The sequence below is a fragment of the Pseudomonas sp. 20P_3.2_Bac5 genome (assembly GCF_025466035.1).
Classification (GTDB): Bacteria; Pseudomonadota; Gammaproteobacteria; order Pseudomonadales; family Pseudomonadaceae; genus Aquipseudomonas.
Genome location: NZ_JANLOA010000092.1, coordinates 12186 through 31003 on the forward strand (window position 1 = coordinate 12186; position 18818 = coordinate 31003).

10 protein-coding genes are annotated in these 18818 nt (G+C 60.9%); 8 read left to right on the forward strand and 2 right to left on the reverse strand.

The genetic code is table 11. The features are described 5' to 3' along the window. Positions 1-10 precede the first annotated feature (10 nt). The 7 genes from NTD88_RS16085 to NTD88_RS16115 all read left to right on the forward strand — a co-directional run bounded on the left by NTD88_RS16085 (position 11) and on the right by NTD88_RS16115 (position 10709). Positions 11-1036, forward strand: a complete 1026-nt coding sequence (locus tag NTD88_RS16085) for an NAD(P)H-dependent glycerol-3-phosphate dehydrogenase (RefSeq protein ID WP_095157112.1) — start codon at positions 11-13, stop codon at positions 1034-1036. Positions 1037-1054: 18 nt separating this feature from the next. Continuing rightward, a complete protein-coding gene (locus NTD88_RS16090) occupies positions 1055-1402 on the forward strand; it encodes a DUF4389 domain-containing protein (protein ID WP_262156061.1) in 348 nt (115 codons plus the stop codon). Further along, positions 1399-1854 (forward strand): phosphohistidine phosphatase SixA, encoded by a 456-nt coding sequence (gene sixA / locus NTD88_RS16095; RefSeq protein WP_262156059.1) that lies wholly within the window; start codon positions 1399-1401, stop codon positions 1852-1854. Before NTD88_RS16090 ends, sixA begins: the two co-directional genes overlap by 4 nt. A gap of 310 nt (positions 1855-2164) precedes the next feature. Continuing rightward, the gene (locus tag NTD88_RS16100) at positions 2165-4126 is read left to right on the forward strand and encodes a hypothetical protein (RefSeq protein WP_262156058.1); all 1962 of its coding nucleotides are present in this window, start codon (positions 2165-2167) and stop codon (positions 4124-4126) included. A 537-nt stretch (positions 4127-4663) separates the two neighbouring features. Further along, the gene (locus NTD88_RS16105) at positions 4664-6556 is read left to right on the forward strand and encodes an autotransporter outer membrane beta-barrel domain-containing protein (RefSeq protein WP_315975161.1); all 1893 of its coding nucleotides are present in this window, start codon (positions 4664-4666) and stop codon (positions 6554-6556) included. A gap of 168 nt (positions 6557-6724) precedes the next feature. Beyond that, positions 6725-8185 carry a hypothetical protein gene (locus NTD88_RS16110; protein ID WP_262156054.1) on the forward strand — a complete coding sequence of 487 codons (1461 nt, stop codon included), beginning with the start codon at positions 6725-6727 and terminating at the stop codon, positions 8183-8185. Positions 8186-8195: 10 nt separating this feature from the next. Beyond that, positions 8196-10709 (forward strand): hypothetical protein, encoded by a 2514-nt coding sequence (locus NTD88_RS16115; RefSeq protein ID WP_262156053.1) that lies wholly within the window; start codon positions 8196-8198, stop codon positions 10707-10709. Between the two features lie 81 nt (positions 10710-10790). Here the strand turns inward: NTD88_RS16115 and NTD88_RS16120 are convergent, their stop codons facing one another. Further along, positions 10791-15593 (reverse strand): RHS repeat domain-containing protein, encoded by a 4803-nt coding sequence (locus NTD88_RS16120; RefSeq protein ID WP_262156052.1) that lies wholly within the window; start codon positions 15591-15593, stop codon positions 10791-10793. 40 nt (positions 15594-15633) lie between these two features. Then, positions 15634-16152 carry a hypothetical protein gene (locus NTD88_RS16125; protein ID WP_262156051.1) on the reverse strand — a complete coding sequence of 173 codons (519 nt, stop codon included), beginning with the start codon at positions 16150-16152 and terminating at the stop codon, positions 15634-15636. A gap of 234 nt (positions 16153-16386) precedes the next feature. On the opposite strand from NTD88_RS16125, the gene NTD88_RS16130 reads away from it, so the two are divergent. Next, positions 16387-18786, forward strand: coding sequence for an Ig-like domain-containing protein (locus NTD88_RS16130; RefSeq protein WP_262156050.1), 2400 nt, complete (start codon positions 16387-16389; stop codon positions 18784-18786). Positions 18787-18818 lie beyond the last annotated feature (32 nt).

Genomic DNA, 18818 nt, shown 5'->3' on the forward strand with positions numbered 1-18818 from the left:
CGGATTGGATATGACTGAACAGCAGCCTGTTGCGGTTCTGGGAGGCGGAAGTTTCGGCACCGCCGTGGCGAACCTGCTGGCCGAAAACGGTGTTGGGGTCCGGCAATGGATGCGCGACCCCGAACAGGCCGAGGCCATGCGCACCACCCGGGAAAACCCGCGTTACCTCAAGGGCATCAAGATCCATCCGGCGGTGGAACCGGTCAGCGACCTGCTCGCCACCCTGCAGGGCAGCGAACTGATCTTCGTCGCGCTGCCGTCCAGCGCCCTGCGCAGCGTGCTGGCGCCGCATGCCGAACTGCTCGGCGGCAAGATGCTGGTCAGCCTGACCAAGGGCATCGAAGCGCAGACCTTCAAGCTGATGAGCCAGATCCTCGAAGAGATCGCGCCCAAGGCGCGCATCGGCGTGCTGTCCGGGCCGAACCTGGCGCGGGAAGTGGCCGAGCACGCGCTGACCGCCACCGTCGTCGCCAGTGAAGACGAAGCGCTGTGCCAGCGGGTCCAGGCCGTGCTGCACGGGCGCACGTTTCGCGTCTATGCCAGCGCCGACCGCTTCGGGGTCGAGCTGGGCGGCGCGCTGAAGAACGTCTACGCGATCATCGCCGGCATGGCGGTCGCCCTCGGCATGGGCGAGAACACCAAGAGCATGCTGATTACCCGGGCCCTGGCGGAAATGACCCGGTTCGCCGTCAGTCAGGGTGCCAACCCGATGACCTTCCTCGGCCTGGCCGGCGTCGGCGACCTGATCGTCACCTGTTCCTCGCCCAAGAGCCGCAACTACCAGGTCGGCTACGCTCTCGGCCAGGGCTTGAGCCTGGACGAGGCGGTCAACCGCCTGGGCGAGGTGGCCGAAGGCGTCAACACCCTTAAGGTGCTCAAGGCCAAGGCCCAGCAGGCGCAGATCTACATGCCGCTGGTGGCCGGGTTGCACGCGATCCTGTTCGAAGGGCGGACCCTCGCCCAGGTGATCGAATTGCTGATGCGCGGCGAGCCCAAGACCGACGTCGATTTCATTTCCACCAGCGGTTTCAATTAAGCGATTCAGGAGCACGACATGAGTGAGTCACCCAAACAGGCGCAACGTGAGTCGATCGTTTTGCGCGTTCTCTGGATGCTGCTGTTCCTGCTGGTCTGGCAGGTCGCCCAGACCCTGCTCGGCGTGCTGGTGCTGTTGCAGTTGATCTACCGCCTGGTCTACGGCGCGCCGAACGCCAGCCTGATGAACTTCGGCGACAGCCTGAGCCAGTTCCTCGCCCAGATCGGTCGCTTCGGCAGCTTCCACACCGAGCATAAACCCTGGCCGTTCGCCGACTGGCCGACCCCGCGTCCGGCCGAGGGCGAAGCGCCGCACAGCGTGCCACCTGCGGCCCATCCGGTGCGTGACGAAGAGCCGAAGCTGTGAAGGTCTGGGTACTGCGCCACGGCGAAGCCGAGCCGCACGCCCGCAGCGACGACCAGCGCAACCTGACCGCCCACGGTCGCCAGCAGGTGTTGCGCAGCGCCGCGCACCTGCTGGGCCAGCCGCTTGACGCGATCCTGGTCAGCCCGTACGTCCGCGCCCAGCAGACGGCCGGGCTGGTGCATGAGGCGCTGGGGTTCGCCAAGCCGCTGGTCACCGTGCCCTGGCTCACCCCGGAAAGCGACCCGGCGCGAGTCATCGACGAGCTTGACGCGCTCGGTCTCGAGCACGTTTTGCTGGTCAGCCATCAACCCTTGGTGGGGCAACTGATTGGCCTGCTGACCAAGGGTTCCCGCCAGGAGAGCGTTCCGATGAGCACCGCGAGCCTGGCGGAGCTGGAAGCTGACTTCCCGCTGGCCGGGCTGATGAACCTGCGCAGCCTGCGTCACGCCTGATCCACCTTTCCCGACCTGCCAAGCCCACGGCGCCTTTTTCAGGCGCTGTGGGCTGGCGTGCGCCTGACACCTGTGTCAGCAGCCGCTTTCATGGGTAAGCGCTGGCTTGTCACGTCCCCGCCCAGGCCTTTTTTCCCTCTGCCTACCTAGCATTTTTGTCAGTTTCGGCAAATCCGCAGTTGGCGTTTACTGCTGCTCAAGAGTTGGAGTCGGTAACCGCGGTGCCGGTGCCGGCTCATGGCGAGAGACGTGCACTGCTGTGCGGTGGTTTGCCCGCCGCTGCCTATGGAACGGATTAAGGAGAGAAATCATGAGCACTATGAAGATACTGTCGGCTGCTGAGCAGGCCCGGTGGGACTACCGTCAATCGTTGCGCAATGAACCACTGGAAGAACTGCTAGCGCCCAATGTCCTTGCCATGATCGAGGGTGATCCGGACGGACTGCTCAACGCGCCGATGATTGCAACGTCGATGATTGTCGAGATGCAGAACTGGCGAGAGTCGGCCGAACCTTTTGGCGACACCGTCTACCTGTACTGGACGCGCGAGAACGAGTCTGAGCAGAGGCTGATCGGGATGTTGTCAGTAGCGTCGGATGCGACCTTTCCTGTGCAGGTGTCCGTTGACCGGGATGATTATCTTCAGGGCCGTTTGCTGATGAGTTACATGGTGGAGTCCAATCTCAGCGGCAACCAAAAGATCTCTCAGTCACGACTCATTACCGTCGACACCATTGCCCCCTGCGAGCCCAATGAGCCGCTGCCCTTACAGTTGGCCACCAAGATCATCACTGACAACTACCTCGAGGAAAACGGCGGTCAACTGATCGCTACGGTTCCGGAGTATCCCGATCGTGAGCCAGGCGACAGGTTGTTCTTCTATTGGGTGAGCGACGTGCCGGATGATCCGACCATGATCACGCCCACGCTCGGTCCGCTGGATCTGGACGCGTCGATGGAATTCGCCATTACCCGTGACATTCTCGAACAGGCTGGGAATGGCCAATGCCTGGGCATCTATGTGTTGCTGGACAAGGCAGGCAACCGCAGCCACCTTTCCGTGTATATCGAGGCGACTGTCGCGTTGGGACCTCTGCCGGAAAACCTCCTGCCGCCAGAGGTGCCACTGGCCAACGACGGGCGTATCGACCGTCTGGACGCACTTGAAGTCGTGGTCGAAATCCCTGTTTTCGAGAACTGGAGCAATGGCGACATGGTGCTCGTGATTTGGGGGGGCACGGCGCTTGAACCCTACCCGACCGGACCCGCGCCCCAGTTCCCGCTGCGCATTTCTGTGCCTTGGGCAGCGCTGAAGGCCAACTATGATTTCCTGGACGCTGGCGACGGCGATCAACCTCTCACGGTGAGCTATCAGGTAGCGCGTGGGGAGGCGTTGAAGTTCCCTGAAACGCCACTGAGCAAGGAAATCATCGTCAACTTGAAAGTCGTCGGGCCGGTGAACCCTGACGAGCCTGAAACAGTGAACCCGACACTTGCCGAGTTGCGAGTCGTGGGGGAATCCGGCATTGATAACCAACTCAACACCAGTGACCACGGCAAGGATGCAACCGCCTTCATTACGTTGTATGAGGAGGCCAAGGAAGGCGATTACATCTGGGTTTATTGGAAGGGGCAGCGTGTACCGAACTATCATGTCGTCACGGCAGAAGATGTTCCAGGTACAGAAGTTTCGGTTGTTGTTCCCTGGAGCATTATCGAGGCCTCCGGCAACGACCCATTGTTGCCCGTGCATTACATCATTACTGATCTTGCCGAGGTGAACTTCCAGCAATCACCGTCGACGTCGGTCATTGTGAAGGTCCTGACGATCACTTTCGAAGCACCTGAGTTTCCACATATCTGGACCAATCCCGTTGGGGGGAACCGGGCAATGAATTGCAGTTCGGTTCGCAAAGAGGAGGGGGTCCGTGGTTTCTATGTGTATGTCAAACCTGACGGCAGATACCTGAGAGCGGGTGTAGAAGTCACCATGCATTGGCGAGTTACCGAGTGGCCTGATGGCGGGACAGTGGCGGGCACGGAGTTCTCGGAAGTCATCACCCTCACTCCGCAACAGGAAGTGAACGGTATTACCTGGTTTGTTCATCCTTACGAAACCTACATTTTCCCAGCGTACAGCGGGACCGAATCCGGCGTCGGAGACACGCATGTGCAATACAGCCTGGAAGCTGGCGGTGAGGTGGTCTGGTCCGAGTACGCGAAAGAGCTCATTGGCTTGTCGTTTCCTGGCGGGGGTACTTGCCCGGCGTAGTAAGCGGCGTCAGTAGAGCACCCTTGATGTGAATGCGGCGCGAATCATCGATTCGTGCCGTTTTTATATGGCAAGAAACTGGAGATGCCGATGAATAATACTATGCTGTGTGTAGATTTTTCCTACATATATTCGGGGTGTGCGTCATTAGTATCTCAGACCTTTCCGGGTTTGGCGCTGGTGTGATTAGCGGTGCGCCTGACGGTTGGATTTAATCTGCCAAAGGATATATTCATGAAAAGTTACTCGCCGCTGCTTCGTTCTCGAGTGCCCTATGCCCGCAAATTCATTCTCCTCGCGCCACTCTTGCTGATAAGTGAGCAAGCGCTGGCACTTTTAATTGATGGGGAAACAAAAACCTTCAATGATATTTTCTTGAATGATCGCGTTGAACTGCGTAACGAGTCGGTTCTGACATTCAATGGTGGCGGCTCTGCGGCGATTACCGCGCGATCTGGTTCAACGGTGAATCTGAATGGCGCAACTATCCAGTCGAATACGCCTGAAGCCGCACTTTCACTACAGAACAGTTCTGCCGTGATCAACGGTGGTTCGCTCACATCCACTGGCGGTATCGGGCTTGCCGTTGCACGTACGGCGGGTAGCCCCGACAGCGGTTCCACCGCCATCGTGAACAACGCGAGCATTACTGGCGTGGTTGGCGCAACGGTGTCAGCCAACAGCCTGCTGGAGTTGAGTGGCAGTGAACTCACCGGCACGCAGACACATGGGCTGAGGCTGCTCAATGGTGTTGCCATAGCGGGAAATGGCACGGTCATCCGAGGCGCGACCAACGGCGTGTTCATTTTTGATGAGGCCACTGCCGGCACCAGCACATTGACCCTGGATAACAGCACGGTCATTGGCGAAGGCGGTTCCGCCATTCTGGTGGACAGCGCCTTTGCTGACAGCGAGGCGATCGTCAACGTCAACAACGGCGCAAACCTGCAAGGCAGCAATGGCGTGTTGTTCGAGGTCATCGGTGACAGTACCGGCACCCTCAATGTCTCCAACAGTGTGCTCGAAGGCGACATCGTCGCAGAGGCGGGCAGTACCGCCAATGTTTCGCTGGCCAACCGCGCCGTGCTCACTGGCCGCCTGGAAAACGTCGAGTCGCTGGCGGTCAACAGCCAGGCCCAATGGGTCATGGTCGAGGATTCCTCGGTACAGAACCTCAGCATGGGCAGCGGTGGCAGCATCAAGTTCGGCGACCCCGGCGACTTCTTCACCCTGTCGGTGGAGAACCTCTCGGGCAGCGGTATTTTCGAAATGGAGGCTGACTTTTCCCAGGGCCTGTCCGACAAGCTTGAGGTGACCGGCGTCGCCGACGGCAATCATGAAATCCTGGTCCACAGCAGCGGCGCCGACCCGCTCTCCGACTCCCGCCTGTTGTTGGTGGAAATCGCCGGTGGCAATGCGCAGTTCGCCCTGTTGGGCGGCGAAGTGGACCTGGGCACCTGGTCTTACGGCCTGGCCCAGGACGGCAACAAATGGTACCTCGATGCCAGCACTCGCAAAATCAGCCCCGGTGCCCGCACCGCGCTGGCGATTTTCGAAGCGGGCCCCACTGTGTTGTATGGCGAACTGAGCACCTTGCGCAGCCGCATGGGCGAGATCCGCATGAACGACAGCAAGGCCGGCGGCTGGATGCGCAGCTATGGCAACAAGTTCAACGTGTCTGCCCAGGGCAGCAGCTACAGCCAGGTGCAGCAAGGCATTGCGTTCGGTGTCGATGCGCCGCTGCCCTATGGCAACGGACAGTGGCTGATCGGCCTGCTCGGCGGCTACAGCACCTCCGACCTGGACATGGGGCGCGGCACCTCCGGCAAGATCGACAGTTACTACGCTGGCGTTTACAGCACCTGGCTGCAACCGGAGTCCGGCTACTACATCGATGGCGTGCTGAAATTCAACCGGTTCCAGAACCAGGCCGATGTGCACTTGAGCGACGGGGCCAAGGCCAAGGGCGATTTCGACAATGGCGCGGTCACTGCCTCGCTGGAAGCCGGTCGGCATATCAAGCTGAACGATGGCTGGTTCGTCGAGCCCTATGGCCAGTTGATCGGCGCGGTCATCCAGGGACAGAGCTACGACCTGGACAACGGCATGCAGGTCGATGGCGACCGCAGCCGTTCGCTGCTGGGCAAGGTCGGTGTGACGGTCGGCCGTGACATGCTCATGAGCAACCAGATGCGGGTTCAGCCTTATGTCCGTGCGGCGCTGGCCCATGAGTTCATCAACAACAACGAAGCCGAGGTCAACGACAACCGTTTCGACAACGATCTGTCGGGCTCGCGTGGCGAACTGGGCGCGGGGATCGCGTTGTCGCTGACCGATCGCATCGCGGTGCACGCGGACTTCGACTACAGCAACGGCGACAAGATCGAGCAGCCTTGGGGGGCCAATTTCGGCGTCCGCTACACCTGGTGACACACCATGAAGGCCGGAACCCGGTGCCCTTGGCGGCATCGAGTTCCGGCCTTTTTTGGCTTTGCACAATCGCCATTGCCCTGCCAGCCACCTGATATTTTTGTCAGTTTCGGGGGTGAGCCTGCCCATTGTTCAATGGGTGCTCCAGTATCCGGCGAGTGAGCTGCCATGAGTGATTTCAACCCTTCCCCGAATTCCACCACCGAACCCGCGGATGACGCCCGCGAATTGTCCCTTCCGATTGTGGACGCGGTCCTGCCGCCGATCGACGGCGGACAAGAAAACCTCTTGCCGATCACTGCACTGGCGGCGCCCCTGAACGTCAAATTTCCCCTCTGGCCGAATTCGGACCCCAGCCCTCAGCAACCGGAAACCCTCGTGTTGCTGTGGAATGGCGCCGTGGTGCAAAGCAAGACCTGGACGGCGCCGATCGCCTCGGGCGATCTGTTTATCGAGTTGCCCAAGGAACATTTGCGAGAGGGCATCCATCGCTTGGGCTACCGGGTGGAGAACTGGCTGGGCAACCCCGAGGAATCCGCCCTTCTGACCCTCACCATCGACACCACTCCCCCGGTCGGCCTTCAAACTCCCGCCAAGCTGGTGTTTCCCATGGATGTCATTTTCGGCGGAATCACCAATCGCTACCTGGAGGCCAACGACAACAAAGTCGAGGCCACCGTGCCCCGTACCTCCTACGAGTACATGCCGGGTGACCGTCTCAAAGGGTTCTGGGAGGAGTTTCCGTATGGCCAGAACCAGGTCATCGATGTCGAGCTGACCCCGGACCTGACAGTGTCCTTCGATGGCGAGATGATCGAGCGCGAGGGCAACGGCGACCGGGCAATCACCTACCTGTTGCAGGACCGTGCCGGCAACGTGTCCAGGCTGTCCGATTTCGAAAAACTGAATGTGAACATCCTTCCCCCTGAGCCACGCCCCTTGCCAACGGTGGTGGAGGCCAAACCCGGTCACCCGGGCGAAGGCGTCCTCGACCCGAAAAACACCACCAGCGGCGTCACTGCCCGGGTCCCTGCGCAGCAGGACGATATCAGCGGCGCCGCCTTGACCCTGCACTGGAGCGGGTTTGGCGCGCACGGCTCGTTCCAGACCAGCACGGCAAGCTCGCCGGACGGTCTGGACTTCAAGATTCCCGCGAGCGCCATTCCCGCCAACATGGGGCGTCAGGTCGAGGTCTATTACAGCGTGAAATGGCCGACCGGCGAACCGGAAGTCTCGGCGACCTATCTCCTGACCGTGCAGAAGCTGGCGACCACCACCATGATGTTGCTCAGTTGCCAGCAGGCGGGGAGCGGCAGCCTCAGTCTCGCCAGCACGCCGCAGGGCGCCAACCTGTCGATGGCCCCCTGGCCTTACAAACCGCTGACCGATGGCATGCGCATCAACCTCTGGGTCACCGGGCTGGACAAGCAGAACCAGGCGATACGTTTCGACCTTCTGAAAGGTCAGGTCGTGCCCAAGAACGCTTCTCCGGTTACCGCGGTATTGCCCAGGGCCGACCTGCTGAAGCTGCAGGTGAACAAGGTGTTCGCCACGCGGGTCGCGGTCAGTTTCGATGACGGCGAGAGCTATCTGGATTTCCGCCCGCTGGATCTCAATCTGGTGAACTAGGAGGCCCAAGATGAGCACGATGGCTGAATTGTTGTCCGTGATGAAGGGCAAGTCGCTGACCCTCGGCTGGGATGCGATCGTGGTGTATAGCCGTGACAAGGCCAATGCGCTGTTGCTGGACCAGACGATCGAGCGCCTCCAATCGGCCAGCGGCTACATTCAGCCCATCAACGGCGAGCTGGCGCTGGAGGATATCGCCGGCACCCGCTTGCACCTGTTCGGGTTGCAGCTCTCGGCGCCTGCGCTGTCGTTCGACGCGGCGCAACGACGCAGCCAAGGCGCGACGTTGCGTTTCCCTATCGAGGGCGGAATGGTGGTGACCACCGTCGCCCCCGCCGGCGGTTTCGAGCGGGTGGTCAGGCTGGAGCAACAACTGCCGCTGGCGCAGGCAACCCTGAGCATGCACCTCGACGTGGGTCGTACCAGCGGCGGCACCGGCGCCGGCAGCGTGTTCATCGAGTTGCATGAAGGCACGCAGATCACCAGTTCGTTCGGGGACGACGACGCCACGCGCAAGGCCGTGGCGGCGTTCTTCGAGAAGATCTTCCGCGCGCTCGACAGCACTCGCCGGCGCTTCGAACTGGGCAGCATCGGCAAAGTGGAGGTGCCCGAGCTGACCCCGGAAACATTCGATATGCGGGTGGTAACCCGCAACGCCGATGCGCGCCCCGGATCGCCGGATCACGGCGACGGCGCCATCGAGTTGTACATCCGTTTCAAGGGCGGGTCGGCGGGGGCCGACCCGGCCCCGTCCTTTCCGTTTCTGCTGCCTGACGGCTTCAGCGGCAGCCTGCTGCTATCCAGCCGCGTGCTGTTCGACAAGGTGCTCAGGCCGCAACTGCTGAAGGATATTGGCTACGGCATTGGTTTCGCCGACTACCCCGGCGGCAAGGACAACGCCTGGGTGCTCAAGGCCACTACCGGTGAGTTCGCCGCGCCGTTCGATTACCACTACACGGTGCGCAATGGCGATTTCGACGCGGTGTTTTCCAGCGACATGAAAACCACCTTCGGCGCTGAGGGCAGCCAGTTGCCATTGACTGTGCAGGGCGATGGCGAACGCTTGCGGGTGAGCTGGAAGAGAACCACCTCCGCACCCTTCGAGCGGGTCATCCACTGGAGCTGGCCGTCCGGTGACGAGTGGGATCATGGCGACCTGAATTTCAGCTACGACTTCAGCCTCGGCTTCTCCGTGGCGCTGGAGAGCAATGGCGTGGTCGCGTTTCATCGGTACGGCGGAACCCACTTCACCCTGAGCATGAACGGGCATGAATGGCTGCCCGATCTGGGCGGGGGGGAGTTGTCGAGTATCAACGAGGTCGCCAGGCAGCACTTCATGCCGGTGGTGGTCAAGATGTTCGAGGGCGTGCAACCGCCGGCCATCGACACGTTCGTGGCGCGCAACCTGCTGTTTCCCGGGCGCAATGCCCTGATTCCGAGCCAGGTGCATTTGCCTGGCGACCTGTTCCTGGCCGGGCAGGTCGATCATGCCTTCGCCGTGCAGCCTGCCCAGGCGATGCTCGCGGCGGGGGGCAGCCTGGTCTTCAGCACCCAACCGGCTCAGTCCGGCGTGAGTTGGAGCCTGGCTGGCGTGCGCGGTCAGCAGGGTGGGCTGGGCAGCATCGACAGCAGCGGACGCTATCAGGCGCCCGCGGCCGACACCCTGATCCAGGGTTTCATCACGGTGGTAGTCACTGCCAGCAAGGGCTTGGGTTCAGCCAAGATCACGGCCTCGACGGTGGTCAGCGTGGTGCGCGAAAGCGTGGCGGTCAGCCCGCTGTTCCAGGTGTGCGACGCCGCCTCATCGCGGGTCTTTTCCGCGTCCAGCATCGGCGCCGGTACGCTGCGGGCCTCCCTCGACAACCCGGGCAACGGCGGCAGCCTGACGGCGGACGGCCACGATCAGTGGCGCTACACCGCCGCGCCCAGGGATTACCGTGAATACTTCGTGCTCGACGCCATCACCCTTACCGACAGCGCCAGTGGTGCCAGCAAGAAGACCTTCGTCCTGGTGCTTCACGACATGCTCGCCTTGCGCATTCAGCTCGATGAATCATCGCCGGGGCAGGGCGGGCAGTTGCGGGCGTTCGTCGCTACCACCGAGGTGCCTGCCGCCCAGGTGGAGTGGAAGGTGATCGGCGATGGCCGGGTCGATGCTGCCGGGCGTTACTATCCGCCGGCCAACGGCATTGCCGGGTTTGATTTGATCACCGGGTTGACCGGCAAGAACGACTTCATTCCGCCGAGCGGCTACTTGGTGATCCCGCGCACAGAGGCATTTTCAAAGGGGCTCCAGGCGAGACGCGATGCCTTTGGCACTATCCACGTCAGTTGGGACGCGATGCCCGGTGCGGTGGAATACGAGGTGGAGGGGTTCGAACGCAAGACCACCACCACCGCGCTGAAATGCACCTGGTTGCTCGCGGTGGCGGGGATTGCGTCAATTTCGCTGAAAGGGCGGTATGCGGATGGGCGTTGGTCGGAGGCGATCGTGATTCGGTTCTTCAATATGCCGGGGGGCTAGACGCAAGTGATACACGTGGCTGCTGTTACAGGAGCCTCCCGGGCAAGAGCCTGACGACGGGGTCGTCAGGCCCTCTGACTTTCAAACCTTGGTGACGAAGCGGTTGTTAAACGGAACGACTTGCCGTACTTCGGTAACAGCCTCACGTATCGTTTTACTTTTTTTGAGTGCAGCAAGCATGAGAGTCACTTCCGAAGCGATTGCGTCATCAGCCATTTGACCGCCAGCCCCAACCCTGGTTTTTATGGGGATGGGTATTTGAGGAACGACTGAATCGGGTGTTGGTGTTGGTATTGGTGTTTGTGTTGGTGGAGGCGGCGGCGGTGGCGGTGGGGCAGCCTTGGGCGGAGCGACTGAGATTTTCGGTTGCGTTACTTGCGGTCGAACGAAACGGTTCTGTACGAGCCCGCTGTAATTGTCCAGGTAATCGCTATCGACGGACGCCAGTGAATTTCTGGAGTTGATTGATACGTCATCGACTGACGATGAACCGCTTTTCCACCCATTGAGCTTCAACGAACCCAACCCCAGCGCCATCGACGCGATCCCCAACCCGAAGCTTATCTGGCCCAATACCTTCTTCGTCTGCCTGTCACTGACCAGTGATTGCGCCGCGCCTGTGCCCAACGCTCCCGCGCCGGCGGCAATGGCGGTCAGGGCGATGCCGCCCTTTGCGGCCGCCGCGAGGCCGCCGCTCACCATCAGCGCATACGCGGGGGTGAGGGCGCCGAACGACAGCACCGTCAGGCCCGCGCCGAGTATGCCCAGGCCAAGACCTACCCAGCTCGCGCTTTCCCAAAAATGCCCGGTCGGATCCCGGAAATTCACCGGATCACCCCCGCAGTACATGTACGGGTTGATGCCGCCGGCGCCGAACGGGCTCAGCGAATCAGGGCTGTGAAAGCACCTCAGTTCCGGGTTGTAGGCCCGGTAGCCCTTGCCCAACAGATACCAGCCGGACTGGCTGTCGCGCACTTCGCCGTTGAAACCCAGCAGGGTTTTCATGCCGTCATTGCCGCGCTCGCCATAAGCGCCGTAGGCGGTCTCACGCAGCGCCTGTTGCTGGCTTTCGCCGCGCACGCTGCGGTTGGCGTCGGTCAGCAGCAGCAGGGTTTCGGCGGGTGCATTCATCTGTTGCTGGCCCAGCGGCCGGTCGCCGTCGTACAGATAACTGACGCGGGTGCTGCCTTGCACCGTGCTGGCCAACTGCTCGCCCTGGTAGAAACGCAGGGTCTGCGCCTCCTCGCCGTGGGCGACCCCGGTCAATTGGTTGTGCCCGTCGTAGCGGTACTGGCTGAGGTTTTGCCCGGTTTCGCTGGTGACCCGCAGCAGGCGGCCCTGGCTGTCGTAGTGCAGGCCGTTGCCGTTTTCGTCGGCGAGCAGGTGGCCGTCGGCGTCGTAGCTCAGGTCCTGGCTGTCCGGGTAGTCGGCGTGGGTGTGGCTGATACGCACCAGTTGGCACGGGTCGTCGTCGGCGAAGCTGCGCGCCGACTCATCGCTGCTGCCGTCGGCGAAGCGGGTGCTGACGTGCAGCAAGTTGTCCAGCCCGTCGTAGTCGAAGGTCTGTGAGGCGATGGCATTGCCGTAGCGATCCGTCGGCAGGGTCTGGCCCGAGCAGTCGTGCCTGATCAGCCGCCCGCGCACGTCGTAGTCGAACACTTCTTTCAGCGAGGTGCCGGCGCTTTGCTGATGCCGGCTCTGCAGGCGGTTGTCGAGGCGCCAGGCCTGGGTGAGGGTTTGTGGTGGCTGGCCGCTCAGCGCGAGGACGCGTTCGATTTCCCGGCCATGGTCGTCGAAGGCCAGCGAGGTAACCAGCTCGGTCCCGGTGTCGAGGTCGCGGGTGGTGGTGCGCCACGCCCGGCCCAGGCTGTCGTAAGCGAAGCTGGCTTGCAGGCGACCCTGGGTGACGCTCTCGACGCGGCCATGGACGTCGTACTCGTACGCGGTTTCCAGGCCGTTGACGTCCGTGTGGCGGATCAGGCGACCGGCCAGCGAATACGTCGACAGGGCTTCCCAGGTCGTGCCGTCGACGATCCAGCGTTCGTGGCTGAGGTAACTGGCGCTATCGTAGGCGAACTCACGGCGGCCCTGATTGTTCTCGGTCACGGTCAACTGCGCGTTGGACCGGTCGTAGGTGTAGCTGGCCTGTTCGTCCGGGGCGATCAGGCCGACCGGCAGGCGGGTGAGGTTGGGGGTGTATTCGTAGCGGATGGACTGGCCGCCGGCCGTAATTAGCTCATCGGGCTGCAATCGGCCGCCCTGGTAACGGTACTGCTGGCTGCGCGGACCGACATCGAGGTGGGTCAGGCGCTCAAGGCCATCGAATTGCTGTTCACCCAGGCGCAGGGTGGCGCGGTTGCCACTGCCCGGCGTTACATCGAGGCTGACCGCCAGTTCGGCGCTGCTGTGCCCGGCGTACGCGCGGACGATCTGTGTCTCGTCCGGCAGCACGGTCAGGCTGACGCGGTCCCACGGGTCGTAGCGGTAGAAGGTGCTCTTGCCGAGCACGCTGATCTCTTGTCGGCAATGGCCGAGGCCGTCGTAGCGTTGTTCGGCGGTGCTGACCACCTTGTCGTCGCTGTCGAGCACTTCGCTTTTCAGCGGTTTTTCGAACAGGTTGTAGGTCACCCGGTCAAGGTTGCCGCGTTTGCCGTCGGTGCCTTGCTGCCAGGTGTGGCGGGTCATGGTGATCGGGTCGTAGCGGTTGTGGGCGATGATTCCGTCCGGCCCGGTGACGCTGTCCTGTTCGCTCCAGTCGTCGTAGGTGTAGCGGCTGGTGAGGGCTACGGTCTCGGCGCCCAGCCAGTCGAATTCGGTGCTCTCGCTCAGTTGCCCGAAGGCGTCATAGCTGGCGCTGTACGTCTCGCGCAGCGGCTTGCTCACCGGGTTGCCGTCGACATCCTGGCGCAGTTCGCTCACCACCCGTTGCAGCCCGTCCAGCAGGCTGCGGGTCTGCACGCCTTTGACGTCGATGGTGGTCTGGGTCGGTTGCCCGGTGACCTGATTGACCAGCAGGTACTGGTACTGGCGCCGTGCCTCGACATTGCTGCCCGGCGCGACTTTCTCTTCGATCACCCGCCCCAGCGCGTCATAGGCGTAGGCGATCTCCACGTCGTTGTCGTCACGCTCCAGCAGCGCGCGGCCGTTGAGCAGCGAGTGTTCCAGGATGATGACCTTGCTCACCGCGTCGAAGTTGGTCTTCAGGGTTTCCATGGTGCGCAGCACCGGCTGGGCGACGTACTGGCCGGTGGCTTTGAGGTAGGCGTAGTCGGTGGTGGTGGTCTTGCCGTTGAGGGTCACCGCCGTCTGCGATTTCCGGCCATGCAACAGTTTGTCGCTCGGCGCATTGAGGTAGGTGTGCCGGGTCTTTTGCAGCTCGGCATTGCCGCCGTTGACGTGGACCAGGGTTTCCTGTTCCAGCGCCAGCCACGGCCAGGCGCTGCCGCTCAGGCCCGGCTGGCTGAGGTAGCGGTGCTGGGTGCGCAGCACCGGAGCATCGTTGACGTCGGCTTTGGCCGGGGTCACGGTTTTCTGTTTCAGGTGTCGGACAAAACCATGGGGATCGGCCGGGCAGCCGTCGCTGGCGGTCGCCGGGTAGTACTCGCTGGTTTCGCTGATGCCGTTGGCCTGCACTTGCAGGGTGAGGTTGCCGTACACGTCGTACTCGCTGCGCACCACTTCGTCGCGTTGTTGCCCTGCGGCGATCCAGGAGGTGGTCACGGTCTTGGGCAACTGGCACTGCGCCGGTTGTTGCTCGAACGGCACGCTGCTGTCGTCGGCGTAGTACTGGGTGCGCACACGCTTGACCGCGCCGCCCTGCTCGGTGAGTTCCTCGCTGATCAGGTGGAAGCGGTTGAAGATGCGCTTGATGCTGCGTCGCGGGCGGTTGTTGGTGGCGTCCCAGAGCTGTTCGGTGGAGTCGTAGACGTAGGCGCTGAGGACTTTGTAGAGGTTGTCCAGGCCGTTGTCTTCCCAGATCAGGCCGGGGGCGTTGCGGCCGAGGAAGTTGTTGCTGGAATACTGGTAGCGGGTGTCGATAGCTGGCTGGCCCGCGCCAGGTTCGTGCAGGTGGCGGCGGACCCGCGGCAGGGTGCGGCCGCCGGTGCCGGGAAACTGGTGCGGGGTGGTGTCGTATTCGATGGTCTCGCGCCCGCCCAGCGGGCCTTCGACTTGGTTGATGCACTGGGTTTTGGTGTCATAGCCGAAGCGCCAACTGGCCGGACTGGCGGTAGGCAGTTCAAGGCGCGTCAGGCGCTGTTCATTGCCAAGGATCAACGAGAACACGGCCTCATTGGGCGTCCTGGGGAAAAGCCGCAGGGTGTACTCGAGCGGGCGAATCTCCAGCAGCAACGTGCCATCGGCGTTGGCGATGCTCAGGAGCCGACGAACGCTGCCGAAGGCCGAATAGGCCAGGGTGACGTGATGGCCCTGGGGCGAAATCATTTTCACCGGCAGGGCGATGGCGTCACCGCTGTCGGTGGCCAGTTCTTCGATCAGGCCGGACTTGTGCACCACGCGAAAGCGGGTGTCGCTGAGCTTGTGCAGGTGGAAAGAGTCGATTTTCTTTTCGCGCATCAGCAACTGGTCATCGGTGCTGCTGGTGCTGGTGACCTTGAAGGTTTCGCCGGTGCTCAGGGAGAGGATATTGGTGGCGGTGTCGTACTGCGACAACTGCAATGTCCAGCCCGTGCCGAACCCGGAATTGAGGGTGTTGAGCGGGCTGTAGGACAGGCGCAGGGGAACGTTGGGGCCGCTGAGGTCATTGCCCTCGAGCTCGGGCAGCGAGAGGCTGCAGGTGTATTGACCGGTGCGCGGATCGACGCCGGTTTCGACGAAGCTGAGGAAGTTGAAAGCATTGGAGTGGACGTTGGAGGACGTGGTCATGATGGCGTTCCTTCAGGTAGCAGAGGAGGGGACTGCCCGATCAATTGGGAACTGCGGAGCGTTTGATGGTGACGCACGACAGCTTTCCGTCGATTTGCCCGGCCACGAGTTTTTTCTCCATCCGTACACCGCCTGAGCCGGCGACGATAGTGCCAACGGGTGTTGTCGCAGCAATATCGAGTTTGAGTGGATTTTCGAATGTCAGGTTGTTTTTTACCGTCTTGAGATAGAAGTAAAAGTTCTGATCGGTCTTGTCATTGCAGTCCGGCGTGTCATGAAATGAAATGACGGTCGCGGAAGGGGCGTTGAGTAATTTGAAATAGTAGATCTGGTCGTTTTCGCACGCCTCGGAGTCGTGGAAGTTATGCTCGCCCGTGACTAATTCGATAGAGCACGACAGGTTTCCCGGCACGCCGTCCTGTGGACCTTTTTTATAGAGTTCCAATGTTCCATTGCTGCGGACGTCGGCATGGGTAGGCAGCACTCCGGCGATCGCCAGGAGTAGCAAGAGTGCGCCCATGTAGAGCGATGACGCGGAAATTTTCTTGATGACTTGCATGGCAGTTACTCCGTTGTTTTGAAAAGAATTTCACGGACAAATGGCGATATCCCATGGCCGTGTTCGCAACTACGGTAGCACTGTGGCAATGGCAGCGAACCTAGCATTTTTGTCAGTAGGCGGCCCCTGGCAAGTGGCGTAGCGTGGTGAGCGTATTCATGTTCCGGCGGGTGCGGAAACGACCGGCTGAATAAGCCGATCCGTACAGGCAAGTCATAAACAAGGAGCGCGACGATGAGTAATAGCAATCACAGTATCGATGAGTTGTTGGCTTGGCTGGACGGTAAGTCCAGGACCTTCGGTCATGGCTGTGTTGTCGCCTATGATCAACGCAAGACCAATAAGTTATTGAGCCAGATATATATAGAGCGTTTCAATTCCACGAACGGTTACCTGCCGTTGATAAACCAGACGATGGATTCCGGCGATGCGTCCAAAGAATTCCTCAGCAATTTGAAATTGAGCGCACCCAAGCTGTTGTTCTCCAACGCTGATCTGGACGACTCCAGAGCTACCCTGACCATGGACTTCGTTGGCGGGTTGATCATGACCGTGCTGTACAGCGAAGGCGCGGCGGCGCGAATCAGCAGGATCCAGAAAATACTGCCCATTGGCGGGCCCCAATTGTCCATGGTTCTGGACCTGGAGCGGGTAAAGGGCGCTGTCGGCGATACCGGGCAGGTGGCGCTGAAAATCGCGGAGGGCAGGGAGTACAAGGCCAACTTTGTGCTGGGTGATATACCCCAGGAACAGGTGGGTGCCCAGTTCAAGCTGCTTTTCGAGGGTTTGCGCGATGATCAGAAAATCTTCCCACTGGGCACGCTGTCCGGCGACCTGAATGGTCCGCTGACGCCGGAGTCGTTCGAGATCCGCACCATGCCGGCACCGGGGGCCACGCGCAGGGGCGCGGATAACTATGGCCATGGCGCGGTGTTGTTGTTCGTTCGACTCAAAGGCGACGCCGACATTAGTTACCCAGGCTCTGGATCGGATTTCAAATACCCGATTCCGGCGGACAAGAATGGCAAGGAATACACCGGTACGGTATTGCTCTCCAGCAGAGTATTGTTCAATGATTTGATCGCGCCACATGCCGAGGCAGATATTGGTCACGGCATCAAGTTCAAGCCTTATGCAGGGGGCACTGATATCGCTTCGTCACTTCAGGCGACCGCAGGCGGACTGGTGTATAACGAGTTTGAAGTTTTTCGAGACTTGGGCAATCGCGAAAATGTTCGCTTGATTGCTGATTACAACTTCGAGTTTTCCAAAGGGAAACCCTTTACCGTTCAGAAAAATGGTGACGGACTAATCGCCGAATGGAATCCTCATTTGACCACTTCCTATTGGTTCAAAGAGGTCAAGGCTGACTGGTTTGATGACGAAAAAACAGGAACGCTCGAATGCGGTGCAAACACGAAAATTTCCATTAAGGCACGCCTGGATACCGATGGTGTGGTTGTTTTTGAAAGTGATTCGACGAGCAGGCTTGTCTGGATTTATACCAAGGTTGACCAAGAGCTGCGTGGGCTGACGTATTCAAATGGCGATGGGGATGATTATTTTACGTCGTCGCTTAAGCGTCAACTTAGTAGTCACTTCGACAATTTCCTGCACCGCATCACCGCACCCAATATCGACACGTTCCTGATTCGCAACTTGTTATTCCCCGGCCATAACGCCTTGCAACTTCACGACGTTTATGTACCTGGCGATCTTGCATTGTTCGGCCATATCGATCCGTTGCGCACCACGGTCGTGGTATCGCCGCTGCAGGTGACCCTTCTGCCAGGTGCAAGCCAGAAATTCACCCTCGACCCCGCGCCCAGCGATGCCAACTGGAGTGTGCGTAGCACCGAACCGGGCGAAACCAACGTCGGCACCATCGATGCCAGCGGCGTATACAAGGCACCAGCAGCGAGCTCCCTGAAGGAGGGGTCTATGACGGTAGTGGTGACCGGCAAAGGCAAGCTCGATGGTCAGGATGTCACCTCCTCGGCCCTGGTTTCGGTGATGGAACACACGGTTACCGTGTCACCCATTTTCGAGATTTGCGAATCAGCAAAAGAGGTTGCGCTGACGGCCGGGATCATGGGGAGCGGCAATCCTGCCTGGTCGCTGAAGACCCCGGCACTGGGCGGCAAACTCAGCACAAACGCGGGTGGCGAGTGCGTGTATACCGCTGCGCCAGTCAGTTCGGATCGCGATGTGATGTACGTCGAGACTGTCCAGGTCAAGAACCCGACTGCAAACGACACGATCGAGGTTCAACTGCTGGTATTGAGACCCCTCTCGATCAATATGCCGGTGCTGGTCAGCGAGGACAGCAAACCGGAGACCGGCCAGGTGCAACTGCATGTGGGGAGCAAGAATGGCCCGGTCGTTCCGCCGCCCGGTGCCATATGCAAGTTGCTGGTCAGCGGGGGAGGCACGCTCAGCCCGACGGGCGTATTCAAAGAGCCGGCCAATGCCAAAGGCTTCGCCGTTATCTCGGTGGTCATCCCCGGCGACTTTAGCGATCACAACGGGTTCATCGTGTTGCCGTTGCCGCTGTCGGCCTACGCCGACATCTCTCGTCGGGCCAGTGACTCGATTCAGGCGCATGCCATGGCTGCTGCGCCAGACCTGCCTTGAACGACCCGCGTTACACCATGGCTGCTGCCGTT